We start from the raw sequence: 25,919 nt of genomic DNA on the forward strand, positions 1-25,919 counted from the left end.
ATTTAGGAGAGCTTATTGAGGGCAGCGCGGCGATTTTTGCGGGCGCCGGCCTATCTGTACCTGCTGGATACGTCGATTGGCGGGAATTGATCCGTCCATTGTCTGAGGAATTAGGGCTCAACATCCAACTAGAGAATGACCTAGTTGCCCTCGCTCAATTCCATGTTAATGCCAATGGCGCAAACCGCCACAAGCTCCACAAGGCTGTGATCGAGGCAATCTCCGCCGACAATCCGCCGACAGAAAATCACAAGTTGCTTGCAAAGCTTCCGATCCAGACCTGGTGGACTACAAATTACGACAGGTTGATCGAAAATTCCTTGCGCGCAGTCGGCAAGATCGTTGACGTGAAAAGCGCCGTGCCGCAACTCGCAACAACTAGACCGCGTCGTGACGCTACCATCTACAAGATGCATGGTGATGTAGATCGGCCAGACGAGGCAGTCGCGACGAGAGACGATTTTGAGCGTTATCCAAGAGATCGTGGAGCGTTCATAACCGCCCTAGCTGGCGACCTTGTGTCAAAGACCTTTCTCTTTTTAGGTTTCAGCTTCACCGACCCCAATCTTGAGCAGGTGCTGACGCGAGTCCGCCTGACATTCGCCAACAATCAGCGCAGACATTATGCTGTATTCAGGATGCGGACGCGTCTGAAGGGCGAGTCCGTAGCAGATTTCGAGCACTACAAGCTTCGGCAGGCGCTTGTGATTGAAGATTTACGGCGCTTCAACGTCCGCGTCCTTACCATCGACGACTACGGTGAAATCACGGAATTTTTGAAGGAACTTGTCGACCGATACAAAAGGCGTACCGTTTTCGTCGCAGCCAGCTCAGTAGACTTTGGCGGGTGGTCAAAGGAGGTGGTTGATGAATTTACCCAGACATTAGGAAAATTGCTCGTCGCGAAGGGCACTCGAATCGCAAGCGGTCTGGGTGCCGGAATAGGTGACAGCCTGTTGTCGGGTGCGCTCAGAGAAGTGCTGAGCAGCAATCGAACAGTCGATGAATCGCTTATTTTGCGTCCGTTCCCTCAAGCCATGAAGGGTGAGGATCTCACTAAGTTATGGGAAGATTATCGACAGGAAATACTATCTCATGCGGGCATTGCAATTTTCCTGTTTGGCACAAAAGACGTCGATGGCGAAATACAGGTGGCGGAGGGAATGTTTCGTGAGTTCGAGATTGCGCGAAATCAGGGAGTAGCAGTGATCCCAGTTGGCGGTACCGGCGGTGCGGCGGAGTCTCTCGCCTATAAAGTACTTGAAGATCCAAACAGGATAGTGCCTGAGTTGGGCGACGATGGCGGAAAGATCGTAGACGGCCTCTTGCAAAGGCCGGAAAGTCCCATGGAGTTAATTGAGCCCCTGCTTAGGGCGGTACAGATTCTGCAGGGAGGCAAGAGGTAATGCCACGCAAAGTGTTTTTCAGCTTTCATTATGAGCGTGATGTACGAAGGATTCAGCAGGTGCGGCAGTCGTGGGTTATTCGGGAGCACGGCGCCGCTCAACCGTTTTACGACAAGGCGGAGTTTGAACAAGTCAAACGCCGCCCCGGCGGTATCGAGAAATGGATTGAGGACCAATTAGCGGGTTGTTCGGTCACCGCCGTGCTTTTTGGTCGAGATACTTATGACCGCCCGTGGGTCAAGCACGAAATCAAACGCAGCTACCAGCTAAAAATGGGAATTGTCGCGATTGACATCCACAACGTTCGAGATCCGCTCACCGGCACAGATCCGCAAGGGCGAAATCCACTTGAACACTGGCATGCAAATGGCAAGCCGTTCACATCTTTATATCGCACGTACGATTGGGTGCGCGATGATGGCTATAACAACATTGGCGCTTGGATCGAGCGCGCCGCGCGAGATGTCGGCAGATGATTGATCTCTAAGTAGGGATGTTTATGCCTCCCTAAGAGAGGYGGCTGTGGTAACGGCGCAGGCGAACTGCCCGTAGTCGGTTGTTCCCTTTATTGCCACACGTCATACAGCGCAGCTTTGCCTCGATCGAGATGAGAGTAAACATCGAAATGATTGGTGCGAATGATGGGAGGCTGAGCTAGCCTCCCTCCTTCGCTCTTGGTCCATTGTGCGGGACGTAGACATGATGCCAGCGATCCTCCTCATAGGTCTGGCCATTTGGCCGATATCTTCTGCCGCCCGAGCGCGATGGTTTCTTCGAGAATAGCGTCGTCCTTCTATGTTGAACGACCGCAATCCACTATGGATCAGGACCGCGGCGGAATACACGAGGAAATGACCTGCGAGCCGTCCACAGTAGAGAAAGAATGAACAATCGGCGGCTTGGAGTGGCCYGAGGTCTTGAAATCCTATATGCTTCCAGACGCAGCAGTTCCCTACTTTCGGCAGTGAAATGGACGAACGACGCGACAAGAATAGCTTAGGTGACAAACCTCCTGACAGCCGGTCCATGATTTCCGGCGACGGTGCTGGCGATATCGGATCCGTCCCGCGCGACGACACAGTTCGACGCCGGATTATCGTCAAGGAAGGCCGGCGACGTGAGTCTTTGAAAAAACGAGGCCCCTCCAAGCCGACCTGAAGGATTCGCGACCRATTATTGGATGCTGTACCTTCGCTGAATCCTTCCGCTAATTGTTGACAACGCTTTTCAAATGAAGCCACGTTCGAATTCATGGATTCGACGTCGGACATTATGAATGCGTTGCGCGCCGCACGGGCGCTGCTGGACCTCAGCCAGGAAGAGCTTGCGGTTGCAGCAGGCGTCAGCCGTCAGATTATTGTACGGATAGAAAAATGCGAGGGCAACGTGCTGGCCGAAGCGATCGAGAAGGTGCGTATCGCATTGGAAGYCGCCGGGGTCGTCTTCGTGGAAGGCAACGCGACTCGAGGGCCCGCTGTTGCGTTGATCCGTCACCGTGGCTCGAGAATGGAGTCTACAGCCGAATAAACGATCTTTCAGAATCAACGAACGCAGCAGCGTTCCTGGACACTATGGCGGCGACATCATCTGCGGTGAGTGTGCCTTTTTCCAGAAGCTCTCCAGCAATTTCCTCGAGCGTGCTCGTGCGATCGGCGACGAGTAGTTTTGCTCGCAAATACTGTTCATCAAGGATACGACCGACCTCCCGGCGCAGATCATTGGGGAGCCTTGTGGCGAAGCTTGAATCCACTTTGGTAGCCTCGGTCAGGAACGCTAAGCTTCTGCCTAGTCCGTAAGAGCAGAGCATTCGCGCGGCGATGACTGTCGCAGTCTCCAGGTCGCTTCCAATTGACCCGCTGAAACCGTTCGATTTCGATCCTAGCGCGTGTTCCTCGGCGGCTGCGCCGGCCAGGGCTCTGCAGATGTAGTCTTCGAGAGCCTGCCGTGTCTGGAGCAATTGGTCTTCGCCGAAAATCTCATACAGTGTAATGCCGGGCGCAACTCGCTTCGAATCAAGCCAGCGGAACTTCTTACGCAGTGAAACGCTGACTCGGCACCCTGGAAAGAGGGCACAGGCGGCCACGACGTGCCCAGCCTCATGCAATGCAATGCGACGGGCTTCGGAATCGGAAAGCTCGTGCAGCGGCGGTAGCGATCTGACGACGTCGTCGATCTGAACAGCGCGCCCAAAAGAGCGGCTGCGTTGTTTCGCCTCCCGTGCGAGCATTTCCAGGTCGGCGCCGCTCCATCCTCCAAGATCGAAGGCAATCGTTCTCAGTCGATCTTCTTTATCCTTAATGCCTAGGTGGTAGCGGAGGATGTCGAAGCGGTCCTCCGCGTCTGGTAGCTCGACTTTGATATGCCGTTCGATGCGACCGCTACGCAAAAGGGCGGGGTCGATCACATCGGCATAGTTGGTGGCAGCGACGACGACGACTCGGTCTCGTCCTTGCGCGCCATCGATGCACTCGAGCAGGAAGTTGACCACTTGGCGCGAGTAGTCGACATGGCTGCCGCTGAACTTCGCCCGATCGCCGATCGAATCCAGTTCGTCCAGGAACAAGATTGATGGCTGTTTTGCCCGCGCCTCTTCGAAGGTTTCCCTCATCGCGCCGAGGAGGTCTCCGAGGTGCCCGGCCGATTGCCAACGCGACACCGACGCCGCGATCAAAGGCAGACCCGCCGATCGCGCAAACGCGCGAGCAAAGAGAGTCTTTCCCGTACCTGGGGGACCATGCAAGAGGACGCCTCGGGACATCTCCGCCCAGTCCAACGCTCCGCTTCTGACGCGGGCGAGGTCAGTGACGAATGCGCGAGCCCAAATCTTTGCGCGGCCATAACCAGGAAGATCTTCGAGAGATGGACCATCCGCGGTGGCGCTCGCGACCGTGCTTACAAGACGTCGCGCTTCCGCAGCCGGGAGACTGCGCCTGCTGACGACCGGAACAAGGAGAGAGAAATCTAACGCCGCGACGACCTTCGCCGTTTCCTCATCGAAAGGCGTGCGGCCAAGCAGTCGACGCACGGCGTGTATATGCCGAGCCGTCGGACGGATCAGATCAACGAGCGCGTCTGCGCCTATAGCCAGGTCCGAGGGGATCTCAGAGCGGCTTCGGGCGAGGACGATGATGACGTCGTATCTCCCGTGCTCCTCTAAAATGGGATTTGACTGTTTGATCCGCTTTCGCAGCGGCGCTTCCACTACATGTACAAGAGCCCTTTGCTCGAGAGTCCGGCGGGTCCAGGATCCCAGCGACCCCGTCAACAGCAGTTCTGCTGCCTTTCGGTGAGCTTCGGTGACTTTGACGCCACCGGTGATGACAACAACGATCGAAGGAATTCCGTGCATCAGAGGATACTGCCCTCTCAAGGTCGCCCGCAGCGCTGCATATGCCAGGAATAGAGCCGTCGACTGGCGGATTTTCGCAAAGACATGCGGGATCACGTTCCTGCTACGGACGTTGGTGGCTGAAAGCGCCCTACTTTCCATCGGTCGCGCCCCAGATCTGAACCATGTCCTTGGCGAACGGCGAGGGTTTCCCAAGCCTGTACCAACGCTCCATTGACCTCGCGACGCGGCCCTCGACAGACAGCAGTTCCAACGGCGCCGTGAAACTTAGCCATTCCTCTCCGCGCGGATCGACTTTTTTCTGATACCGGAAGTACCCGGTCAGCATCGGAACCATGCGGGACTCAATGTTCCATTCCTCCACCAGGGGACCGTCATCCGGATTGAGAATGGGAAGGGAGCGATCGACGAGAATCCTGCTTAGGTCCGCGGTGAGGCTGGCAGATGAGTTGATGCGCGCGCTGATCGCCCGTGGCGACGAGTTGCCCTCAGGCTCTCCAAATCGAAGTAGTTTCATCGACGAATCCTTCAACGACTCATGAGCGCCATGCTCATGTTGTGAGTATTTTGTCGCCGATTGACCGGGATTTGTCAACAATGTCGATGGCGCGGCGGCTGTCGGTGGGAACTATGCTCGGCCGCTGAACGGCTGGAACTAGAGGGGGCGGCTTCTATCGCGACTGCCATCTGGCGCACCAAGAAAACCGAGAACGTCCATGCGGAGTGGCATCGCTTGCTCCTATCGGTGGAGACTATTCAATCGAACCGACGAACCGAGACCCGAGATGTCGCAACGAGAGGCGCCCTGGGAAACCGTGCGGACCGACACAGAATGCGCTCGAGACGAGGTCTAGCCGACAGATTGGAGGTGGCGACGCGGGGCAGCTAGCGAGAACCCGCGGACAGGTTCTTCTACTCGACTGCCGCCAGCACTTTTGCGGCTTTTTCGACCCGCCTTGCGATCTCATCGACGCGCCCGACCAGTTGGCCGGTTTTCGATTCCTGCCACTCCTGTCGCCATCCCGCGCTTCGAGAAGGATCGTAGGCGACGAGCTTTATGCGTCCGCTCGGCATCTCCTTGACGGTGGACCACGTATGTCCGACATGTCGCCCCTTCCACTCCTCCGCTGGAACGAACTTGCCGTATCCGGCGTATTGCATTTTTTTGGAGATTTTGATCTCGATGATCGCAAGGCCGATTGGAATATTACCGACATAGACGACGGTCGGTCGCCGCGCCGCCAACCGAAAGTACTCCCGAGAGTTTTCATCGCCGCCGATCGAAATTCGAGCGAGCTTCTGAAACCCGCCAGCGATGACGACGCGATGACCTCGGTCTTCGAAAGCCCTGATGAGGTTGTCGACAAATGCCAATGCGGTCGCCAATCCCCCGCGAGACGCCGTCACGTCTAGGCGGTAGGACCTGTTCGAAAGTCGAAGGTAGTCATCGATGACATCGGTTCGAACTGCCGCGGCTTCGAAATGTCGACGCGTCAGGCCGACGAGCGGATGCTCGGCTTCGCGATCGTCCGCCCTGCGATAAAGGCATGCGGCTTGATAGAAGGGCTTGATCACGACACGCTCCGACTTGTCGCGGGACCACGATGACGGATTGCCGGGACTAGAGGAAGGAAGACACGGCGGGGGCGGAGCACGTCCGACAGCCCGCTTGGCCCAATATCCTAAATTTGGACGAGGCACTTCCAGAGCAGTACAGACCCGCGCAAGATAGCTACCTGAAACGCCTAGCCTTCGGGCTACCACCACAGCGGGCTCGGCCCATACGAGGTCGAAAAGCTCCTCGCGTGTCATTTGCTTGGCCTCGCCGGATCTGTCTCATTCCAGCGAGACGGCCAGTCTGGCACTATGTTCTCCTCCGCCTCGAGGCTGTGATCGGGATCGTCCAGAATGAACTTCACCTCCTCGGCCCACATGTGCAGGGCACGGCGGCGCTGAATCTTGAAGGAGTTTTTGTTGTATGTTTCTTCAAGCACCTTCTTGCTGTGCCCGATCACAGCCTCGGAGACGTCCTCCGGCACTCCAAGATTGCTCAGGGCGCTTTTCACTGTCCGCCTGTCGTCGTGCAGCGTCCAATGCTCGGGAGATTTTGCCTCGGGGTTGTTCGCCAGGAAGATTTCAGTCAATTTCGCGCGAAACTTGTCCATGTCGCACCCATTGAACGGCATCGGCGTCAGGCCGTCATTCCGGCTGAATATGAACGGTCCATGCTTGTCCCCCTGGGCGGCCTTTATCCGGCCCAGCAGTTGCAGCATCGGCACGGATAGAGGAACCGGCTGCTGTCTGTCCATTTTGAAGCGCCACGCCGGAATGGTCCAGATCTTGTTCGCCATGTCTATTTCAGACCACTCTGCCAGTCTGACTTCATTCTTGCGCTGGCCCGTCAGTAGAACGGCTCTGAGAAACTCGTTCATCGGATAGTTCATCACGTCGCATGCCGCGAAGTATGCGCGGATCTCGTTCGAGGTGTGCTTTCGGGTGGCTACGTTTCTCTGGAGCTTCATCGTGGAGTTCTTCAAAGTAGCGACTGGCGAATGGGTTATGCCATATGCCTCCATCCCCAACGGCGTCACGGTCCAGGCAAAGAAGGTCTTGATGAGGCTGTAGACGTTAAAGGCCTGCGTCCGAGCGGGACGGTCGCGGATTGCTTGGATGGCGCGCTGGATGTCCGCGCCCGTCACGTCCCTGAGCGGCTTTTCGAGCCACGGAATACGCTTGGGATCGAGAAACTCTCTTCGCAGGGTTCTCCCGTCATCGTCCGCCTTGCGGTTTTGAGGGCGGAGTGGCAGCGTGGCAATGTAGTCCTCCAACGCGTTAGCGAAGGTCCGGCGGCGAAACTTCTCGTCCTCCAATTCGGCAAGGATCGCTTCCTCCCATGGGTCGATGCCCTTGCGATTGAGGTGGTTCCACTCGAGCGCGATCTCTCTCGCCGACTCGATCGTCATCCTGTTCGCATCACCGATCGTCCGGGTCGTGGGATGCTTCGCCTGTCCGAACCTACTTCGCATCACGAAGCTCTTCGCTCCCCCGGTTCCGATTCGGACGCGGAGGTGGGGCACGACGCCGTCATGGATGAAATAGGCGTCATGCTTCGCCGGCGGCAGTCGAACTACGTCCTTGTCATCTTGCAGCTTCCGAACCATCGGTACCTCCCTTGAATAGAGAATGGCGAGTTTTTGAGCGCCGCATCGATCTAAGAAAGCATGACGTTACAAAAAAATCAATACTATCAGATAGTTAGAGTCTATCTTGACCTCAAATGATCGCCTATGCCCGATCCTGGCGTCTTTTGAACCGCGGTCAGGCTGATGGCGGGACAAGTGACAATACCGGGCTCAATATGCTAGATACTTTGGAGCCGATCGAGTGACCGGGCGAGCCTGTTTTGCAGCGACGAACCAAGCCGGTCGTCGGTATGCGACGGCGTAGCTACGAATTATTGGGGCAAGAGCATGCCCCTGCGCCGCCCGCCCGTGGCCGTGCGTGATAAATATGTCACGGAGTCGGTTTTCTTGCTGCTTCGAGGGGCCGAGAGAACGAGGTCTGTGAAAGGATTCGCGGCTTTTTTAAAGAAGCTCTGAATCCTTCATAGGTTGCATCACCCTCAAGGATCCGCGGTCGCCAGCGTCGCCTCATCTGCAAGGACTCGCAGCGGCCCACGACAGCTCCTCCGATCAGGGTTCCACCTTCTGTCTGAACACTTACAGCCACTTGCTCTTCAATTAAAAGAGCGTATCACGACTTAATGATCATGTCATGGTATTTTTGATCATGAAGTGGTCATTTATTAAATCTGAGGGCGATTGCCCCCGACAAGCTGAACTTGCCGCTCGGATGTCACGCTCGATGCCATCAAGGGAACTTGGACTGCTCCTCCCGTGCGCGAGGAGACAGGGGCGCAACCGCCGTGGCCGAGACGGCGACCGACCATTGTCAACTCTCAATCAAAGGTTGTCTTTTGTGCTGACCTCAGCATAGTCGGGAGGGCGGCAAGATCGCCGCTTAACCAGACCGGGAGAGTAAGCAATGGAACCCAGACGACTCTACAGCATGCGTCAGGTCCACGCTCTGACGACGTTGTCGCCAAGCACCCAGAAGCGGATGACCAAGAAAGGACTTTTCCCCAAGATGCACCGCATAACCGACGGACGGAAGAAGGCCTACTACGCCGACGAAATCCATGACTGGATCGCCAACCCGCCGCCCTTCAACTAGGAAACAGGCTTCACCATGGGAATCCCGATTTCAGACGCCAAAAAAGGCAGCGACCGCACGGGGGATAGCGGCCGGACAAATGCGGCAACGCGCGGCGTCGAGCGCCAATGTTGCCAGAAATGATGCCATGCCGATTTTCCAGCGATATCGAGCCATGAAAAAAGCCTCGATAACTGGGCTTTTCTGGCTAGGCTCGAACCCTGGCCCCGCCGGTTAACAGTCGTTGGAAATCGGAAAATCACCGCCCGGCGTGGTTCGCTTCACGAGCCAAGGCATTGGAAACGAACTGTTTTCGCCGACGCCGGGCGGATTTTTACGACAAAGGCGTCCGATGTCGCCCTTGCGGATGCAAAAATGGTGGGCCTGGAGAGACTCGAACTCCCAACCAAGCGGTTATGAGCCGCCGGCTCTAACCATTGAGCTACAGGCCCTTGGCGTCGGGTGGCCGGCGCCGTGATGCCGGGGCAATGGTTCCCGCGAGCATCGGTTCGCTCTAACGCAAATTGCAAGGAGCCACAAGCGGGCAGCGCAAGCATCTGTGGATGATGCATAATTCGTGGGCAGCCACTGGAACCTTCTCGCGCGGGCTACACTTATCCAAGTCACATTCCGCATGAAGAGGGCGATCGCAGATGGTGGCTTCGAACAGTGCCGTGGTGCTCATCGTGGAGGACGAGCCGCTGATCCGGTTCAATATCCTCGATGTGCTGGAGGAGGTCGGCCATGTGGCGCTGGAGGCGGCGAATGCCGACGAGGCTCTGGTGGTGCTGAAGGGCAGGCAGGATGTCGATATTCTATTCACCGACGTCAACATGGCCGGCTCGATGGACGGTCTCCAGCTTGCCAAGCGGGTGAGGGCGATGCGGCCGAACATCGGCATCATCATCACCTCCGGCATGGTGCGGCTCGACCCGATGGCGCTGCCCGCCAATACCGCTTTCCTGCCGAAGCCCTATCTGCACGACGCGCTGATATCGACCATCAATTCCCTGATGACGTAACGGCAATGTCCTGATGACATGGCAGGGGCGCGCAGCCGCAAAACGGGGACKGTTTTTGCGGCTGCGCGCGAGGCGCCGGGAGACATGCTCGTCTTCAGGCGGGCGGAGGGGAACCGCACCCTCAGCTGAAGCTGCTCTTCAGCGCCTCGTTCTCGTGATGGGCTTTCTTCTCGTAGATCGTGAACAGCGCCATCGAGAGGAGATAGGAGAGGAAGGGATCCCCTATCTGCGTGGCGATGTCGCGGGATGCGAGAACATGGCGCTCCAGCGCGCCGATATCCTTCTGCATTGAGGTCTGCGTAGCGGTTTCAGCGAGGCGGTTCATGCTGCCATCTCCAGGAATTGGGTCACGACCGAGCGGGCCGGCACGTGCCTGACATAAAGGGGTAGGGTGAGGCCGAGGGCGGCGCGCATCTTGCGCAGCACCCGGTCCGAGACTTCGAAGGCGCCGCAGCAGACGGGATATTTGCCGTAGCCGTCTGCGCGGCCAAGTTCTTCCACCTCTGCGCCGGCGCGCTTGTAGACGCGCTTGAGGTAGGGCTCGTAGTTGGAGATCATCGTGTGGATGCCGTGATCGAGCGCGCATTCGCAAAGCGCGAGCAGCATCATGGAGAAGGCGCGGCCGGCGTCGATCTCGGGGAAATCCTTGGCGATCGCCTCCTCGTCGATGCACATGCGCGTGCCTTCCCAGATGCCGGGGGCGATAAGATCGGCGGCATCAGGGAACGTCTCACGGAAGACGTCGTAGAGAAGGGTCGGGCCCGTCGTCGGCATCAGGCGCATGCCGCCATAAAGACGGGTGCGGCTGTCATTGCACCAGACGAGATAGGCGGGAGCAAGCGAATCGTAGCTGTCACGTTCGTAAGGGCCGATGACAGGAACGTCCCAGCCGAGCGTATCGGCGAAGACCTTCTTGCGCAGACGAAACATCTGGTCGAGTACGGCAGCGYATTTCTGATACTCATGTGCCTGAATGATAACGAACATTTTGCCCTCCAGCGTTTTCAAGTTCGTGGAAAGCAGAATGGTTCAGGCGAGCCGGATCGGAAATTCCCTCAGATAGGCCCCCCCAGATGAGGGGGCAGCATGTCGCGCAAAACTGTGCAGCGGTTTTGCGATAACGACATGCGCCAACAAAAAGACTAGGGATTGATGATGCGCAATTGCACGGCCCGTGAGGCGGCGGCCGAGATCGTCGCGCAGCCGAGCTTGAAGCGGGCGGTCTTCAGATAATCGCGCGTGGTGTGCTCGGATATGCCCAGGATGACCGAAATATCCTTGTAATCCTTGCCGAGGGCGGTCCAGTGCAGACACTCGATCTCGCGCGGCGACAATGCCGGCACGGGATCGTTTTCGCCATGCAGCTCATAGACCGCCTTGCGGTGGATCAGATGGGCGATCTCGATCCATTCGTTGCGGCAGCGGCGCACGAGCTCGGTCCATTCGTCGGCCGGTATACGGGCATTCAGCGACAGCAGGGCGCGGCGCTGCGCCTTGTCGGCGACGGGGATGGAGTAGCCATTGCCGCCGATGCCGTGTTTCTGGGCGTCGACCAGCATGGCATAGGCCTCCGGCGTCGGTTCGACCTCGCTCCAGTCGAAGGGCAGCTGGCGTTCGAAGCCCTGCTTGACGATCGGATCGACCTTTACATAGCTGTTGAGGAGGTAGCGAGAGACCCAGGCATCCGGATAGGTGGTGCGCACGAAGGGCGAATCGATCTTGCTCGCGATCGTCTGGGCGAGATGGTAGGTGACGAAATCGAGGTTATATTCCGCCTGGAGAATACGGATGGCGGCATCCACGTTGGCCGCCGCCTTGATCTGTTCGAATGTGGACTCGAACTTTTCGCTATAGGTATTCTCAATCATTTCCACTGCCCCAATTCCCTCAATCCTACCGCGAGGGCCGTCACAAATACAAGGCATCCCCACATATGCGGGGAATGACAATCCGGGTCCCATCTGCTAGCGCCTGTGATGAGGAGACCTCATATGGACAGCAAGAGACCATTCGAGATTGCCGAATGCCAACAGGCCGCCAAGGGCCTGAAATCCAGCTGGCAGGACATGGCAGGCTCCGAAGCGCTGATCCGCGCCCTCGTTGCCGAACGCAATGGCGACAGGCCGCTGGCGCTGTTCTGGACCGAGGTTCACCGGGCGCTCTGCCAGGAAACCAACGCTTTCTGACGATCGGCCTTCCCGAACGGCTCAGCCTTTTCTCCGCAATTTAGGCGGGCCACCCACGCCGGTCGGCAGGGAAATCCCACCGCCTTTCTGCTCTGCAAAATTGTCAATGAACACGTCTTCATTCATGTCGTGATTCGATTTGGCGGCGAAAGGATCGGACGCTGCGTTCTGGATATATGGTTAAGAAATCCGCATTATTTTATCCTTTTGTTCCAAAACGGTTGACGGAGCGTTTGCGGCAGGAGCAAGGGTGTTTGTGGAAACGGTTACACTCCTCACCTGTACCGCCACTGGCTGCAGACTGTTTCGACTGTCATCACCGATGTGTGAAATGGAATGACTGAAAAGCGCGTGCATCTGGTCTTCAAGACCCATCTCGATATCGGCTTTACCGACCATGCCGAGAAAGTCCGCCGGCAATATCACGAGCGCTTCATTCCGCAGGCGATCGAGACGGCCAGGCATTTTCATGCCGAAAATCCTGAAGAGCCGAAATTCATCTGGACGACGGGCGCCTGGCTGATCTGGGACCATCTGAATTCGCGCTCGGCGGGAGAAGTTGCGGCGCTGGAGCAGGCGATCGAGCGCGGACTGATTCGCTGGCACGGCCTGCCGTTCACCACGCATACGGAGCTGATGTCGCCGGATCTCTTTCGGGCCGGGCTTTCCTATTCGCAGGAGCTCGACCGGCGTTTCGGCAAGACGACGATCGCGGCAAAGATGACCGATGTGCCCGGCCATACGCTCGGCATGGTGCCGCTGCTTGCCGAGGCGGGCATCCGCTTCCTGCATCTCGGTGTCAATACGGCGTCGCCGCAGCCCGATGTGCCCGATATCTTCCGCTGGCGGGCGCCCGGCGGCGAGGAGGTGGTCGTCATGTACCAGCGCTCCTATGGCGAGACCTGCTTCCCCGATGGTTTCGAGGATGGCCTGAGCTTTGCCCATACCAACGACAATATCGGGCCGCAGAGCGTGCCGCAGACGGCCGAGGCCTATCGCGAATTGCGCGCCCGTGGGCCGGATGCGATCATCCGCGCAGCAACGCTCGAGGATTACGGCGCCATTCTCTGGAGCGAGCGTGAGCGTTTTCCTGTTGTTGAGCTGGAACTCGGCGACAGCTGGATCCATGGTAGCGGCAGCGATCCGGTCAAGACGGCGCGGTTTCTCGCGCTGCAGCGGCTCTACGACCGTTTCGCGGCGGATGGTCTCGATGCGCGGCGTCTCGCCTTCGGGCGCGGACTGGCGATGGTGGCCGAGCATACCTGCGGCGTGGATATCAAGTCCTATCTGCGCGACGACAAGGCGTGGTCGCGGGCCGATTTCGAGGCCGCGCGCCGATCCAATTATCGCTTCGCCTATACCGAAGCCTCCTGGGACGAGCAGCGGGCCTATCTCGACCAGGCGGTCTCGGAGCTTGACGAGACGGACCGGAAGGCGGCCCAGGCCGTGCTCGCCGAACTCGCCACGCCTGCCGTCATCGAGGGCGGTGGGCGGGAGCTCCGCTTGCAGGCCGGTGGCTGGTCGATCGCGCTCGACGGCGTGAGCGGCGATATTGCCGAAATTACCTCGCCTTCCGGCAGGACGATCACCGGCCGCGACGGCGCGCTGATCGCCTATCGATACGAGAGCTACGATGCCGGCGACATCAACCGTCACATGCAGACCTATCTGACTCATCGGCAGGAATGGGCGATACTAGACCATGACAAGCCGGGGCTTGCCCGGTCGGGGGCGGCACTTTCGAAGATTTTTCTGCCGGTGCTGGAAGCGACTGATGAGGCGGGCATCCTTCTGTCGATGCCGGTCGAGGCCGTGCAGAAATATGGCGCGCCGCCGCATGTGATGCTGCATTTCACCGCCGAGGGTGATCGTCTTGATCTGCGTCTGACGTTGCTTGACAAGCCGGCCAACCGTATGCCGGAGGCAAGCTTCCTCTCCTTCACGCCTGATCGTGCCGCGGAGTGGAATTTCCGCAAGATGGGCCTCTGGCATCGATCGGGGAATATTGCGACGAGCGGCGGCGGACAATTGCAGGCGGTGACATCGGCACGCGGTGATCTTGCCGATGGTCCGCTGACAATCGAAACCTTCGATGCGCCGCTCGTTGCGCCGCAAGGCTCAGATTTCATGACGTTTTGCAGGACGTTGCCGGATTTCACCGCCGGCATCCGTTTCAATCTGCACAACAATAAATGGGGAACCAATTTCCCGATGTGGTGGCAGGGAGATTTTCAGGCGCGTTTCCGGTTAAGGCTCGACTGAGTCACCCCTAACGGGGATGCGATCCCGCGGGGATTTGCCGCTCGACCCGGTACGGATTGAGCCGTCCGGGGCCGAGACAGGAAGCGGTTCAGCCGACGCTTGCCGATCGGCCGAGCCAGCCGGTGCATAGCGCTTCGGGCTGCCTCGGGCGAAACTTCAGTACTTCGCGACCGTCGGAAGAGGCCTTCGTGCGCTCCAGTGCATCGCGTTCGGCAACTGCCTGGCGCCAGTGTTCGTCGTCGCGGCCGTGAGGACGGCCCTGTTCCTCCCAGATCGCGTAAGCTCTTTTGCTGATCCATTCGTGGCGTCTATTGCTCATCTATCCATCCCACTCGTCTAAAGTATTATTCGGCAATTTTGTCCTGCAGAACCGGTGGCCGGCGTTTGGCTGCCATCAGCAGGTCGAGTTCGATCGAGGAGGGTCCGAAACGGGTGAAAAGACTTTCGGCCTGATCGCCATGCAGGCCATATTTGGAGGCGAATTCGTCAAGGCTATAGGGGCGGCCGCGCAGGATTCTGCTTCGGCGCTCCGGCTCATGGATTTGCGTCATTGGTGATAACCCCAGACTGTTTTGCGAATGTGAGAACAAAACAAATTACAGAGACAAAAGTTCCGTGAATTTTCAGGGTTTTTTCGCCTCGGCGTGCCATTCCGGAGCGATCTGAAGCGGCTGGCATAGATTTTTAAGAATGCGGGACGCTCAGAAAATTTCGCCTAAAACATGCAGAAATATCAGGGTGTTATGGAATTCGTTTCCGCAGCGGTTGATAAATGGGCTTTACCCCGGCGCGTTACTCTATAGAATCAATCGTGTTATTCGGTCCGCAGGGGCAAATATTCGTTCCCCGCGTTGATGCCGACCGATACCGGAGGACTTGGCTTCAATCCAACAAGAGGAGACAGACATGATGAATGCACTGCCGCCACTTCATAACGGCCACGCGCCGTTTACCCTCCAGCAGCTGTTTCGCGAAGCGCTCTATGCCTTTGAGGAATGGGACAGCGAATTGACCGAGCCGATCGTGACCCACGAAGGAAGGGTCATTCCAATCAGCTTCGTTTTCGAAGCCATGCGCGAATGCACCGACATTGTGCCGATGAACATTGTCGGCGCCGTCACTGAACGGCTGACCAAGCCGTGGGAGGGCGAAGGCCCGCTCGACCAGATGACCTTCTCCACGGCGGCGCGCGTCATGCGCGTGCTGGTGCGCAAGCGCCTTCTCGCCACCGGTGCCGTGGATCTCGTTGCCGTTTCGGCCCACGCGTCCGAAGACCAGAGCCGCGACTGACAGGATGAGGATCGCGGCCATGGCTGCGATCCTTTTCCGCTTCCTGGCGGAACCTCACCTATTCCCAACCGTTTAATTCGGCAGGCACGGCCCGCCGCTACAGCGCCGCTGTGGCACTTTGAATTGCCGCATAATTTTATCCTTAAATCGATCCCGATCTAAGGAATTATGCAGTCGCGACGGGCGAGGAATAAGTACCATGCTAAAATCCATCGTTCATGAAATCATCGGTACATCCAGGCGTGAGCCTGACCTTCCGCAATCGCTCGAGCAGTTTCGCGACAGGAAGMGGGTGCTGATCATCTTCGCCGATGCGCAAGACGACCGCGCGCTCATTCAGGACGAATGGCTGCGCAAGTCGCATATGCGCCTCATCGAAGAAGACGTCGAAGTGTTCAGCATCGCCGGCGGCGGCGCGTTTGCGCTGTTCGACGATGACTGGGAACTCGATGCCGACGATATTCGCGAGCGGCTGCAGGGGCCGCCGACCGGCGAGTTCGGGTTGATCCTGATCGGACGCGACGGAACCGTGAAGCTGCGCTCGAGCGAGCCAATGACCGCGGAGGATATCTTCGCGGCCTTCGAGATGTTGCCGAAGAAGACGCCTTGGTAGTGTTTCGAGATTCCGTTTGAAGCGGAGCGCGGTGGAGCATCCGCGCCCGCAGCTTTTGCATGTTCAGAGTTCGAAGGCTTCCTTGAGGCCCAGACTCTTGCGTTCACGCAGGTCGAGATCGGCCTCGATATGGGCGATATGATGCAGCATCAGCTGGCAGGCGCGGTCGAGTTCGTTGGCTTCGATCGCCGAGATGATGTCACCATGTTCGGAGTGGCCGCAGCTCGATGCGGTCGACTGCCCATAGAGCGCAATCACCAGCGAGGAGCGGGCGACGAGTTCCTCCATGAAGCGCTGCATGATCGAATTGCCTGATATGAGCGCCAGCGTCAGATGAAAATCGCCCGATGCCTTGATTTCGGCGCGGCGCGCCGTCTGGCCGCGCTCGCTCATCAGACGGCCTTCTTCCAGCAGAAGCTGTCTCAGATGCGCGATGTCATCAGGCGTGATCCGCGCCGCGGCCTCGCGCAATATGCCGGGTTCGACCAGGCGTCGGGCGGAAAAGATCTGGCGAGCCTCTTCCGGCGAGGGATAGGCGACGAAAGCGCCGCGGTTCTTCTCGACGCTGACGAGGCCTTCATAGGACAGCGCCTGCAGGGCGGCGCGCGCAAGCGTGCGGCTGACGTTGAAGAGATTGCCGACATCGCTCTCCGAAAGCTTGGTGCCGGGCGAGAGCCTGCGCTCGACAATCGCTTCACGAATGGCATCGCGGATCTGTTGCGCGCCTGTTTCGGCGGAGTCTTCGGCTTGCTGAGCCTTGGCGGCGGATTTCATGAAAATCGATTTCCTGATGACGAGAAACCATATCCGTGTTCGCGGCAAAAGTTAAACGGAATTTGTGCCCGAAATGATGGCAATATTGTATACGATTTTCTGCACAAACTGTGCACGATAGCCTAAATCATGTGCAGAGTTCGTTGTGCATATAATTTGCTCTCGCAAGTTTTGCGTCGAAAAAAGCCTGATTTCGCAATGGCTTGACGCGAGCAACGGAGTTTGGCACGGCAGATGCATCGTCTTTTCCGAACAGGGGAAGGCACGATGTCGAAAGCGGCAGAGATCGATATAGTATCCGTTTCGAAGGTCTATGGCGCGACGACGGCGGTCCATGCGATCAGCCTGAAGATTCCGGCCGGCTCCTATTGCTGCTTCCTCGGCCCGTCGGGCTGCGGCAAGACCTCGACGCTGCGCATGATTGCCGGCCACGAGAGCATCTCGTCGGGCGACATCAGGCTCGGCAATATCGTCGTCACCGATTTTCCGCCGGCCAGGCGCGGCACGGCGATGATGTTCCAGTCCTACGCGCTTTTCCCGCATCTCGATTTGATCGACAACGTCGCCTTCAGTCTGAAGATGAAGGGCGTCGACAGGCAAGAGCGGCAAGCCAAGGCGCTCGAGATGCTGAAACTGATGCAGATGGAGGCCTATGCCAACCGGCGTCCGGCCCAGCTTTCCGGCGGCCAGCAGCAGCGCGTGGCGCTGGCGCGCGCGCTGATCACCGATCCGGAAGCGCTGCTGCTCGACGAGCCGCTGTCGGCGCTCGATCCGTTCCTGAAGATCCGCATGCGCGCCGAACTCAAGAAGCTGCAGAAGTCGCTCGGCATCACCTTCGTGCACGTCACTCATAGCCAGGAAGAGGCGATGGCGCTCGCCGACGTCATCGTCATCATGAATGACGGCCGGATCGAGCAGGCGGCCGCCCCGCGCGAGGTCTTCGAGCGGCCGGCGACTGCCTTCGTCGCGCGCTTCATGGGCGACCACAATGTGCTGTCCGGCCGGGTGACTTCGAGCGAGAACGGGGTGCTCGTCATGACCGTGCCGGAAGGTCAGAGCTTTTCCGTGCGCGGGACGGGCAGGGAAGTCGGCGAGCCTGTCGATATCGGTATCCGCACCGACCGCGTCCGCCTGCAAGTGGCGACCGAATGGACGCTCGGCTTCGACGGCATCGTCTCCAACATCGAATATCGCGGCTCTTCCGTAAAGATCACCGTTATCGGCGCCGGCAGCGACGATTTCACCGTCATTGCCGACGACGGCGACTATTTCGCCCGGCCGGTTGCCGTTGGCGACACCGTCTCGCTCAGCTGGGCGCTCGAAGATGCCGTACTTCTCGGCCGCTCTTCCGCATGAGCCATCACCATCAAGAACACTGAACCTTCTATCCAAGAAAAGGGGAACTGACATGACGACTGAAACGACATCGACCAAGGCGGAGAAGGGACTTTCCCGCCGCACGCTGCTGAAGACGGGTGCTGCCGCCGTCGGCGCCATCGCCGGCTCCGGCGCCATCACCGGCTTTCCCACCATCTGGGCGCAGACGAACATCACGCTTCGCCAGTTCGGCACCGGTGTTTCGAACATCAATGCCATCGCCGAGAAGTGCAAGGCCGATCTCGGCATCACCCTGGAGATGACGGCAACCGATTCAGACGCCGCCGCCCAGCGCGCCGTCACCCAGCCTGACAGCTATGATATCGCCGACATCGAATACTGGATCGCCAAGAAGGTGTTCCCGACTGGCGTCATGCAGCCGATGGACGTCAAGAAGCTGAAATATTACGACAAGATCGTGCCGCTGTTCATCAACGGCAAGCTGAAGCCGGAAAGCGTCATCGCCCAGGGCACGGCGCCGCACACGGTCGGCTTCGTCGAGGCGCAGGGTTCCAAGAAGTTCGCCAAGGAGCCGACGCAGTGGATGACGATGGTTCCGACCATCTACAACGCCGATACGCTTGGTATTCGCCCCGACCTCACCGGCCGTCCGATCACCAGCTGGGCCGATATTCTCGATCCGGCCTTCAAGGGCAAGACCGCGATCCTCAACATCCCGTCGATCGGCATCATGGATGCGGCGATGATCATGGAAGCCTCCGGCAAGATCAAATATGCCGACAAGGGCAACATGACGAAGGAAGAAATCGACAAGACGATCGACTTCCTGATCAAGACCAAGGGTGACGGCCAGTTCCGTGCCTTCTGGAAGTCGTTCGACGAAAGCGTCAACCTGATGGCCTCGGGCGAAGTCGTCATCCAGTCGATGTGGTCGCCGGCCGTCGCCGCTGTCCGTTCGAAGGGCATCGCCTGCACCTTCCAGCCGCTCAAGGAAGGCTATCGCGCCTGGGGCGGCGGTCTCGGCCTTGCCTCGCATCTCAAGGGCGCGCAGCTCGATGCCGCCTATGAATACATCAACTGGTACACGTCGGGCTGGGTCGGCGGCTACCTCAACCGCCAGGGTTACTATTCCGCCTGCATGGACACCGCCAAGGAATTCATGTCGGCCGACGAATGGGGCTACTGGATCGAGGGCAAGCCGGCGCAGGGTGATATCCTGTCTCCCGAGGGCAAAGTCATGGAGAAGGCCGGCGCCGTTCGCGACGGCGGTTCCTTCGAAGCCCGCATGGGCGCGGTTGCCTGCTGGAACTCCGTCATGGACGAGGACCGCTACATGGTCCGTCGCTGGAACGAGTTCATCGCTGCCTGATCTCCGCAGAGAGGGCGGAGAGCCACTGTCTTTGGCGATGCTCAAGACGTGGCTTCGCTCCGCCCACTCATCTGCCCTTCTGGCATCTGACCGGGGTCGAGCCACGGGTCTCGACCCGTCCTTTGGCGAGCAGAGGGAGTTCGCGGTTTGGCCGCGAGACGAAACTGAGGTGCGCGGTGGCTTAGGTGCCGCCGCGATTCTCTTCTCCTCGGCGGGGAGAAGGTGCCGGCAGGCGGACGAGGGGCGGGGCACGAGCCCTCGGTCGTCACGCTTGACAATGAGACAACGGAGAACCGGATCATGGCGACCATCGCGGCGGAAACGGAGGAGGACGGCCAGGGCGCGCGCGGCGGGCGCGGACTGAAGCTTTCCCCATCGGCGATATCCTATCTCCAGGCGACGCCGCTGTTCGTCATTCTCGGCTTCTTCTTCCTGCTGCCGATCGCCATGATCGGTGTCGTCAGCTTCTGGGACTACGATTTTGCCGGTCTCTATCCCGATTTCCTGACAATGAACTACACCGACACGCTCGGTTCGTGGGTGACGTGGAAGACCTATCTTAACACCTTGAAATTCACTGCGATTGTCTGGTCGCTGACGCTCGTCATCGGCTTCTGGATCGCCTATTTCTTGGCCTTCCACATTCGCAAGACTTCGACGCAGATGATCCTCTTCCTCGTCTGCACCGTGCCGTTCATGACGTCGAACATCATCCGCATGATCTCATGGATCCCGGTGCTCGGGCGCAACGGCCTCGTCAATTCGACGCTGATCAATATGGGCATCATCCCCAAGCCGATCGAATGGTTGCTCTATTCCGATTTCGCCGTCGTGCTCCTGATGGTCGCGGCCATCCTGCGTGTCGTCGACATCCGCAAGGAGCTTTGAGATGAACCACGAAAAACGCGGCCTGGAATTCTATCTGCTGGCGATCTTCTTCATCATCTTCGTGCTGTTCCTCTACGGCCCGCTTTCGGCGATCCTGATCCTCTCCTTCCAGGGGCCGGATGGCGGCCTGACTTTCCCGATGAACGGTGTTTCCACGCACTGGTTCTTCAACCTGTTCGAGAAGCAGGCGGTCGGCGATTTCGGCGCTTCTTTCCGCCGCTCCTTCACCCTCGGGCTGATGGTGATGGTGGTGACTGTCGTCGTCTCGCTGCTCGCCGGCCTTGCCTTCCGCCGCCGCTTCCGCGGTTCCACCGCGCTGTTCTACGCCACAGTTGCCAGCCTCGTCGTGCCGTCGATCATCATCTCGCTCGGCATCGGCGTCGTCTTCCAGGAGGGAGGGCTGAAGCCTGCCTGGTATTCGTCGGCCTTCGGTGCGCATCTGACCTGGACGCTGCCGTTCGGCGTGCTGATCATGTTTGCCGTCTTCAACCGCTTTTCGCCGGCCTATGAAGAGGCGGCGCGTGACCTTGGCGCCAGCTCCTGGCAGACGTTCCGCCATGTGGTGTTGCCGATGATCGCGCCGAGCCTCGTCGGCGTCGGCCTGTTCGGCTTCACGCTTTCCTATGACGAATTCGCCCGCACGCTGATGACATCAGGCACCTACAATACGCTGCCGCTCGAAATCTACGGCATGACCACCAACGTCACGACGCCGGTGCTCTATGCGCTCGGCACGGTGACGACGCTGTTCTCCTTCACCATCATTCTCGTCGCACTCGGCATCATGACGATGCTCAGCCGGCGGCAGGCAAAGATAAACTGACATGCGCATCCTCATCGTCAATCCGAACACCACGGCCTCCATGACCGAGAAGGCCGCGACCGTCGCGCGTGCGGTGGCGGCATCCGGCACGGAGATCATCGCCGCCACCTCGCGCATGGGGCCGGTCTCCATCGAAGGACATTACGACGGTGCGCTGGCGATCCCCGGTCTGCTCGCTGAACTCAGGGACCGGCAGCCGGCGGGTTATGATGCGGCCGTGATCGCCTGCTTCGATGATACTGGGCTCGAAGCGGCGCGGACCCTTGCCGACGTGCCGATCCTCGGGCTTTGCGAATCCGYGGTGGTGACGGCGGGCTTTCTGGCGCAGCGCTTCACCGTGGTGACGACGCTGGAGCGGTCGCGGGTACTGATCGACAATCTGGTGCGCCGCTATGGCATGGGCGACCGCGCCAAGGTGCGCGCCTCCGATATCCCGGTGCTCGAGCTGGAAGATGCGGCCTCCGGCGCGATCGGCAAGCTCAGGGCCGAGATCGAGCGGGCGCTTTCAGAAGACGGAGCCGAGGCGATCGTACTCGGCTGTGCCGGCATGACCGATCTGGCCCGCGAGCTGCAGGAGATCTACGGCGTGCCTGTCGTCGATGGCGTCGCCGCCGCCGTCAAGCAGGCCGAAGCGCTGGTGTCGCTCGGACTTTGCACCAGCAAGCGCGGCTCCTACGCCTCGCCGCTGCCGAAACCCTTCACTGGGGCGATGAGCGGTTTCTCGCCGATCCTGAAGGTCGGCTGACCGATGTCCGTTTCCTTCGATTTCGAGCAGCTTACCGAGCGCCAACGCTACAAGCTGATGATCGGCACGATCATTCCGCGGCCGATTGCGCTGGTGACGACGGTCGACGAGAATGGCCGGATCAACGCCGCGCCCTTCAGTTTCTTCAACTGCCTTTCGGCCGATCCGCCGATCCTTGCGATCGGGGTCGAGAACAATGCCGACATGTCGTTCAAGGACACCGGCCACAATATCCGCATGACCGAGGTGTTCACGGTCAATATCGTCTCCTTCGCGATCGCTGAGGCCATGCATATCTGCGGCGCCAAATATCCGCGCGGCGTCGACGAGCTGAAGGAAGCCGGCCTGACGGCGATGCCGGGCGAGAAGGTGGCCTCGCCCTTCATCGCCGAGGCGCCGGCTGCCTTCGAATGCCGGCGGCATGTGACGCTGGAGCTTGGCCGCTCGCGGCAGATCATCATGGGCGAGATCGTCTACGCGCATTACCGCGACGGGGTCGTCGATCCGGAACGGCTGCATGTCGATCCGGCCGCGGTCGATGCCATTGCGAGGCTCGGCGGCGATACCTGCGCCACCATCCGCGACCGTTTCGAGATGCTGACGCCGAAGCTCTGACATAGAGCATTTTGGTTTTCTTCGAGTGACGAAAATGCTCTATCTCTTTGGCTTCGCGCAATTCCGGACGCAAAACCGCTGCGCACTCTTGCTGGAATTGCTCCAGGGATAGGCCCAAGTTTTTGCTTTACTTTTTCGGCTCCCGCGAGAATGGTCGGCTACGGATCATCGCGACAGAGGAGCGCTTTACCCATGACAATCGAGGACGATCTCAGCCGGATCGCGGAGCAGGAGAAAGTCCTGAGCTTCGACGCCTTCGACCTGACGACGGCATGGCAGCTCGGCAAGCTTCTGCAGGAACTCGCCACCGAGCGCGGCCTCGGCATCGCGATCGACGTGACCCTGCATTCGATGCCGGTCTTCTATGCGGCACTCCCGGGTGTCACGCCCGACAACGTCAACTGGGTGCGTCGCAAGCGCAATATGGTGCTGCGTTATTTCCGCAGCAGCTACGCTTCCGGCCTGAAGCTGCAGAAGGACGGCAAGACGGTCGAGGATAACGGGCTTTCCGGCGCCGACTATGCGCCGCATGGCGGCAGTTTCCCGATCAACGTCAAGGGCACCGGTTGCATCGGCGCCGTCACCGTCTCGGGACTGCCGCAGCGCGACGACCATAATCTCGCGGTCGAAGCGCTGGCGCTGATGCTGGCGAAGGATCTGGATACGCTCCGGCTCGCCCCGCCGCTTTGATGCGGTTTTTCCCGCCGTAATTTTGACAGAAAAAAGCCATGAAAACTTCAAATTTGCGTCGCCGTGACGGTGACGCGGGCTTGTCCTACGGCTAAGCTGCGGCATCGCACTCCTCATCTTACCCGGGACGCCATGATCCGCTTGTTTCTTGCGCTTGCCGCCACCATCGGCTTCGGCCTTTTGCTTGCCTCCTGCAACACGCTTTCCAAGGAGGAATGCGTCGCCGCCGACTGGCGGGTGATCGGCGAGAGCGACGGCGCGGCGGGCTACGAGCCGCAACAGCGCTTCGCCGCACATGCGAAATCCTGCGAGCGGGTCAAGATCGTACCCGATCAGACGATCTGGTTTCAGGGATATCAGGCCGGTCTGGTGCGCTACTGCACGCCGCTCAGCGGGCTTGCGCGCGGCCAGGCGGGCAGCGGCTACGCCAATGTCTGCCCGCCCGAGACCGCGCCGGGCTTCCTGCGCGGCTTCAACCTCGGCAGCAAGCAGCACGAGCTGCAGTCGCGTCTCAGCTCGATGCAGAGCGATTATAGCAATAAGGAAACTGAAATCGACGAGCTTTCCGACAAGCTGAGAGATGCCAAGGACGGTGACCGCTCGGAACTGCGCCGGCGGACCGAGGATCTCGAAGACGACATGCACGACATCCGCCGCGACCAGCGCGACGTGCAGGACGATCTCGACCGTGTCAACGAGGATGTCGAGTGGTTCCAGCGGAACCCGAGTGTCGAACTGCCGGCGCCGGGTTACTGATCCTTATAGCGCCGCGCGTCTTTTCGGACGCGCAAAGGACGCTGTAAATTGAATAGTTAGAGCGTGATACCGAAAACCGCTCACACTTTTCGCCATCATGCTCTGCTTCAGAGCTTCCCGCCGGCCTCGGCGATGCCCCTTGTCAGGCTGCCCGTTGCCGGGAAGAGTGGGATGAGGCAGGCCTGCAGGGCGTGATAGATATCGCCCTTGCCGGGGAACAGCGAATGCGAGGGGACGAGATCTTCCGTCAGTTCCTCGTGCCAGCCGCCGTTCTTGTGATCGATGAAGGCGCGTTCGATCACGTTCCAGATCCTGCGGTAGCTCTCTTCGTGGTAATCGCTCGGCAGGTGTTCGTTGAGGAAATGTGCAGCGGCCGCACCTTCGCAGGCTGGCCACCAGAGCTTGTTGCGCTTGGCGGGCTTGTCGTCCCAATCGAGCGTATAGAAGAAGCCGCCCTTGTCGTTGTCCCAGCCGAGCGCCATGGATTGCGCAAAGAGCGCCTTGGCCGCATCCGGCATCCATTCGATGCGTTTGCCGCCGAGCGCCCAGAGCTGCAGGATGAGGCGGGCCCATTCCAGCCAGTGGCCGGGTGTCGTGCCGGCCGGGCGGAACATTTCATTCGGATGATAGTATGTCTTGTCGAGATTCCATTCGGCGTCGAAATGCTCGGCGACGCGCCAGTCAACCGAACCGGCGGCGCGACGGATGACGAGATCGGCGATGCTTTCGGCCTTGGTCAGATAGTCCCGGTCGCCGGTGGCTTCGAAGGCCGCCATCAGCGCTTCGGTCAGGTGCATGTTGGAGTTCTGACCGCGATAGGCGCCGCCGTCGAGCGGCTGCCAGTCGGCGGTGAATTCCTCGGCGATTGCGCCGTGTTTCGCTTCCCAGAACTTCGTATTCAGGATCTCGGTGATATCATCAAGCATGCCGTCGGCAAGCGGATGGCCGATCGTCTTTGCGGCTGAGGCGGCAAGCAACACGAAAGCATGGCCATAGCCCTGCTTGTTGGAATCGACGGGACCGTTATTGTCGAGGGACCAGAAATAGCCACCATTTTTCCGGTCGCGATGATGGTTCCAGATATAGTCCATGCCGTGGTCGACGACATCGGCAGCGCCGGGACGACCAAGCAGGGCGCCGATCGAGAAGCAATGCACGGCGCGCGCGGCGATATGGATGCCGCGGACCTGGCCCTCGGCGTCGAGCGGCCCGCCTTGGTCGTCGAGATCGTAGAAACCGCCCTTGGGGTTGACCGAATTGTGCTGGAAGAAATCGAAAAGACCGTTCGCCTGGGTCAGCAGCCAGTCGCGATGATAGGCGCGGGTCGTCCAGTTTCCAAGCGCGGCGTTGCCGGTTGCGGGTGCCATGATGCTCCTCCGATTTCGTGCACAAGCGTCGCAAACGCCTATATAGAGGTCGGGCAAGCCTGTCATCTGGCTAGCGCATCGTGCTTTCCGAAAATCGAATTTCGGAAAACACGATGCGCAGATTCAAACTGCTACAGCGTCCTTTGCGCGTCTTAAAAGACGCGCGGCGCTGTAGACTTGCAAAGCACGAAATCGCCAGGCATATATTGACATA

Annotated in this window: 27 protein-coding genes, 1 tRNA gene and 1 pseudogene; 17 read left to right on the forward strand and 12 right to left on the reverse strand. The window is 59.2% G+C overall.

From position 1 onward, the window contains the following. The 3 genes from AC1D1Z_RS03675 to AC1D1Z_RS03685 form a co-directional block, all read left to right on the forward strand. Positions 1–1,406: SIR2 family protein (locus AC1D1Z_RS03675; RefSeq protein WP_477849536.1), on the forward strand; the 1,406-nt coding region annotated here is incomplete at its 5' end. Further along, positions 1,406–1,882, forward strand: a complete 477-nt coding sequence (locus AC1D1Z_RS03680) for a TIR domain-containing protein (protein ID WP_168277975.1) — start codon at positions 1,406–1,408, stop codon at positions 1,880–1,882. The genes AC1D1Z_RS03675 and AC1D1Z_RS03680, both read left to right, overlap by 1 nt. Positions 1,883–2,657: 775 nt before the next feature. Beyond that, positions 2,658–2,933, forward strand: coding sequence for a helix-turn-helix transcriptional regulator (locus tag AC1D1Z_RS03685; RefSeq protein WP_477849538.1), 276 nt, complete (start codon positions 2,658–2,660; stop codon positions 2,931–2,933). On the opposite strand, the gene AC1D1Z_RS03690 is transcribed toward AC1D1Z_RS03685, so the two are convergent. From AC1D1Z_RS03690 to AC1D1Z_RS03705, 4 genes are all read right to left on the reverse strand, one after another. After that, positions 2,920–4,896 carry an AAA family ATPase gene (locus AC1D1Z_RS03690; RefSeq protein ID WP_168277979.1) on the reverse strand — a complete coding sequence of 659 codons (1,977 nt, stop codon included), beginning with the start codon at positions 4,894–4,896 and terminating at the stop codon, positions 2,920–2,922. The two genes, AC1D1Z_RS03685 and AC1D1Z_RS03690, sit on opposite strands and share 14 nt — an antisense overlap. Then, positions 4,886–5,272 (reverse strand): hypothetical protein, encoded by a 387-nt coding sequence (locus tag AC1D1Z_RS03695; protein WP_168277981.1) that lies wholly within the window; start codon positions 5,270–5,272, stop codon positions 4,886–4,888. The genes AC1D1Z_RS03690 and AC1D1Z_RS03695 overlap by 11 nt, the downstream gene beginning before the upstream one ends. Before the next feature lie 395 nt (positions 5,273–5,667). Beyond that, on the reverse strand, positions 5,668–6,567 hold the full coding sequence (locus AC1D1Z_RS03700) for a hypothetical protein (RefSeq protein WP_168277983.1): 900 nt from the start codon (positions 6,565–6,567) through the stop codon (positions 5,668–5,670). Next, positions 6,564–7,916 (reverse strand): tyrosine-type recombinase/integrase, encoded by a 1,353-nt coding sequence (locus AC1D1Z_RS03705; RefSeq protein WP_477849541.1) that lies wholly within the window; start codon positions 7,914–7,916, stop codon positions 6,564–6,566. Before AC1D1Z_RS03705 ends, AC1D1Z_RS03700 begins: the two co-directional genes overlap by 4 nt. Positions 7,917–8,799: 883 nt before the next feature. Between AC1D1Z_RS03705 and AC1D1Z_RS03710 the strand changes: the two genes are divergently transcribed. Beyond that, on the forward strand, positions 8,800–8,988 hold the full coding sequence (locus AC1D1Z_RS03710) for a helix-turn-helix transcriptional regulator (protein ID WP_130712065.1): 189 nt from the start codon (positions 8,800–8,802) through the stop codon (positions 8,986–8,988). A 355-nt stretch (positions 8,989–9,343) separates the two neighbouring features. On the opposite strand, the gene AC1D1Z_RS03715 is transcribed toward AC1D1Z_RS03710, so the two are convergent. Next, positions 9,344–9,419 (reverse strand) — tRNA-Ile (locus AC1D1Z_RS03715). Between the two features lie 201 nt (positions 9,420–9,620). Between AC1D1Z_RS03715 and AC1D1Z_RS03720 the strand changes: the two genes are divergently transcribed. Next, a complete protein-coding gene (locus AC1D1Z_RS03720; protein WP_018242932.1) occupies positions 9,621–9,989 on the forward strand; it encodes a response regulator in 369 nt (122 codons plus the stop codon). Between the two features lie 121 nt (positions 9,990–10,110). Here the strand turns inward: AC1D1Z_RS03720 and AC1D1Z_RS03725 are convergent, their stop codons facing one another. From AC1D1Z_RS03725 to AC1D1Z_RS03735, 3 genes are all read right to left on the reverse strand, one after another. Further along, positions 10,111–10,314: a hypothetical protein gene (locus AC1D1Z_RS03725; RefSeq protein WP_018242931.1), complete on the reverse strand. Its 204-nt coding sequence runs from the start codon at positions 10,312–10,314 to the stop codon at positions 10,111–10,113. Then, a complete protein-coding gene (locus AC1D1Z_RS03730) occupies positions 10,311–10,976 on the reverse strand; it encodes an acyl-homoserine-lactone synthase (protein WP_477849545.1) in 666 nt (221 codons plus the stop codon). The genes AC1D1Z_RS03725 and AC1D1Z_RS03730 overlap by 4 nt, the downstream gene beginning before the upstream one ends. A gap of 155 nt (positions 10,977–11,131) precedes the next feature. Further along, positions 11,132–11,857 carry a LuxR family transcriptional regulator gene (locus tag AC1D1Z_RS03735; protein WP_130652794.1) on the reverse strand — a complete coding sequence of 242 codons (726 nt, stop codon included), beginning with the start codon at positions 11,855–11,857 and terminating at the stop codon, positions 11,132–11,134. A gap of 123 nt (positions 11,858–11,980) precedes the next feature. Between AC1D1Z_RS03735 and AC1D1Z_RS03740 the strand changes: the two genes are divergently transcribed. Then, entirely contained in the window at positions 11,981–12,175 is a 195-nt protein-coding gene (locus AC1D1Z_RS03740; protein WP_018242928.1) for a hypothetical protein, read from the forward strand. Positions 12,176–12,511: 336 nt separating this feature from the next. Continuing rightward, positions 12,512–14,437: a DUF5054 domain-containing protein gene (locus tag AC1D1Z_RS03745; protein WP_477849547.1), complete on the forward strand. Its 1,926-nt coding sequence runs from the start codon at positions 12,512–12,514 to the stop codon at positions 14,435–14,437. An 88-nt stretch (positions 14,438–14,525) separates the two neighbouring features. Here AC1D1Z_RS03745 and AC1D1Z_RS03750 read toward each other — a convergent pair whose 3' ends face one another. Both AC1D1Z_RS03750 and AC1D1Z_RS03755 read right to left on the reverse strand, forming a co-directional pair. Beyond that, positions 14,526–14,756, reverse strand: coding sequence for a DUF2934 domain-containing protein (locus AC1D1Z_RS03750; RefSeq protein ID WP_018446600.1), 231 nt, complete (start codon positions 14,754–14,756; stop codon positions 14,526–14,528). 25 nt (positions 14,757–14,781) lie between these two features. Next, positions 14,782–14,988, reverse strand: coding sequence for a hypothetical protein (locus AC1D1Z_RS03755; RefSeq protein ID WP_018242926.1), 207 nt, complete (start codon positions 14,986–14,988; stop codon positions 14,782–14,784). A 355-nt stretch (positions 14,989–15,343) separates the two neighbouring features. Here AC1D1Z_RS03755 and AC1D1Z_RS03760 point away from each other — a divergent pair, with 355 nt between their 5' ends. Together AC1D1Z_RS03760 and AC1D1Z_RS03765 are read left to right on the forward strand one after the other, a co-directional pair. Then, positions 15,344–15,727, forward strand: a complete 384-nt coding sequence (locus AC1D1Z_RS03760; RefSeq protein ID WP_018446599.1) for a BRA0787 family protein — start codon at positions 15,344–15,346, stop codon at positions 15,725–15,727. 199 nt (positions 15,728–15,926) lie between these two features. Further along, positions 15,927–16,340, forward strand: coding sequence for a DUF4174 domain-containing protein (locus tag AC1D1Z_RS03765; RefSeq protein WP_018446598.1), 414 nt, complete (start codon positions 15,927–15,929; stop codon positions 16,338–16,340). A gap of 63 nt (positions 16,341–16,403) precedes the next feature. Here AC1D1Z_RS03765 and AC1D1Z_RS03770 read toward each other — a convergent pair whose 3' ends face one another. Further along, a complete protein-coding gene (locus tag AC1D1Z_RS03770) occupies positions 16,404–17,114 on the reverse strand; it encodes a GntR family transcriptional regulator (RefSeq protein ID WP_018242923.1) in 711 nt (236 codons plus the stop codon). 267 nt (positions 17,115–17,381) lie between these two features. On the opposite strand from AC1D1Z_RS03770, the gene AC1D1Z_RS03775 reads away from it, so the two are divergent. The 8 genes and pseudogenes from AC1D1Z_RS03775 (at position 17,382) to AC1D1Z_RS03810 (ending at position 24,338) form a co-directional block, all read left to right on the forward strand. Continuing rightward, positions 17,382–18,470, forward strand: coding sequence for an ABC transporter ATP-binding protein (locus AC1D1Z_RS03775; protein WP_018446597.1), 1,089 nt, complete (start codon positions 17,382–17,384; stop codon positions 18,468–18,470). 52 nt (positions 18,471–18,522) lie between these two features. Continuing rightward, positions 18,523–19,821, forward strand: coding sequence for an ABC transporter substrate-binding protein (locus AC1D1Z_RS03780; protein ID WP_018074083.1), 1,299 nt, complete (start codon positions 18,523–18,525; stop codon positions 19,819–19,821). Positions 19,822–20,121: 300 nt separating this feature from the next. Next, positions 20,122–20,667 (forward strand): annotated as a pseudogene (locus AC1D1Z_RS03785) (ABC transporter permease); the annotation flags it as partial. A gap of 43 nt (positions 20,668–20,710) precedes the next feature. Next, on the forward strand, positions 20,711–21,532 hold the full coding sequence (locus AC1D1Z_RS03790) for an ABC transporter permease (protein WP_018242920.1): 822 nt from the start codon (positions 20,711–20,713) through the stop codon (positions 21,530–21,532). A 1-nt stretch (position 21,533) separates the two neighbouring features. Further along, positions 21,534–22,277, forward strand: coding sequence for an aspartate/glutamate racemase family protein (locus tag AC1D1Z_RS03795; protein WP_477849552.1), 744 nt, complete (start codon positions 21,534–21,536; stop codon positions 22,275–22,277). 3 nt (positions 22,278–22,280) lie between these two features. Continuing rightward, positions 22,281–22,892, forward strand: coding sequence for a flavin reductase family protein (locus tag AC1D1Z_RS03800; protein ID WP_130652790.1), 612 nt, complete (start codon positions 22,281–22,283; stop codon positions 22,890–22,892). A 192-nt stretch (positions 22,893–23,084) separates the two neighbouring features. After that, positions 23,085–23,582, forward strand: a complete 498-nt coding sequence (locus tag AC1D1Z_RS03805) for a heme-degrading domain-containing protein (protein ID WP_018446594.1) — start codon at positions 23,085–23,087, stop codon at positions 23,580–23,582. A gap of 132 nt (positions 23,583–23,714) precedes the next feature. After that, entirely contained in the window at positions 23,715–24,338 is a 624-nt protein-coding gene (locus AC1D1Z_RS03810) for a DUF2799 domain-containing protein (protein ID WP_130748010.1), read from the forward strand. Between the two features lie 107 nt (positions 24,339–24,445). Here AC1D1Z_RS03810 and AC1D1Z_RS03815 read toward each other — a convergent pair whose 3' ends face one another. After that, positions 24,446–25,705, reverse strand: a complete 1,260-nt coding sequence (locus AC1D1Z_RS03815; RefSeq protein WP_130652788.1) for an AGE family epimerase/isomerase — start codon at positions 25,703–25,705, stop codon at positions 24,446–24,448. Positions 25,706–25,919: the final 214 nt, after the last annotated feature.

Source organism: Rhizobium sp. P1_E1, from assembly GCF_056406015.1.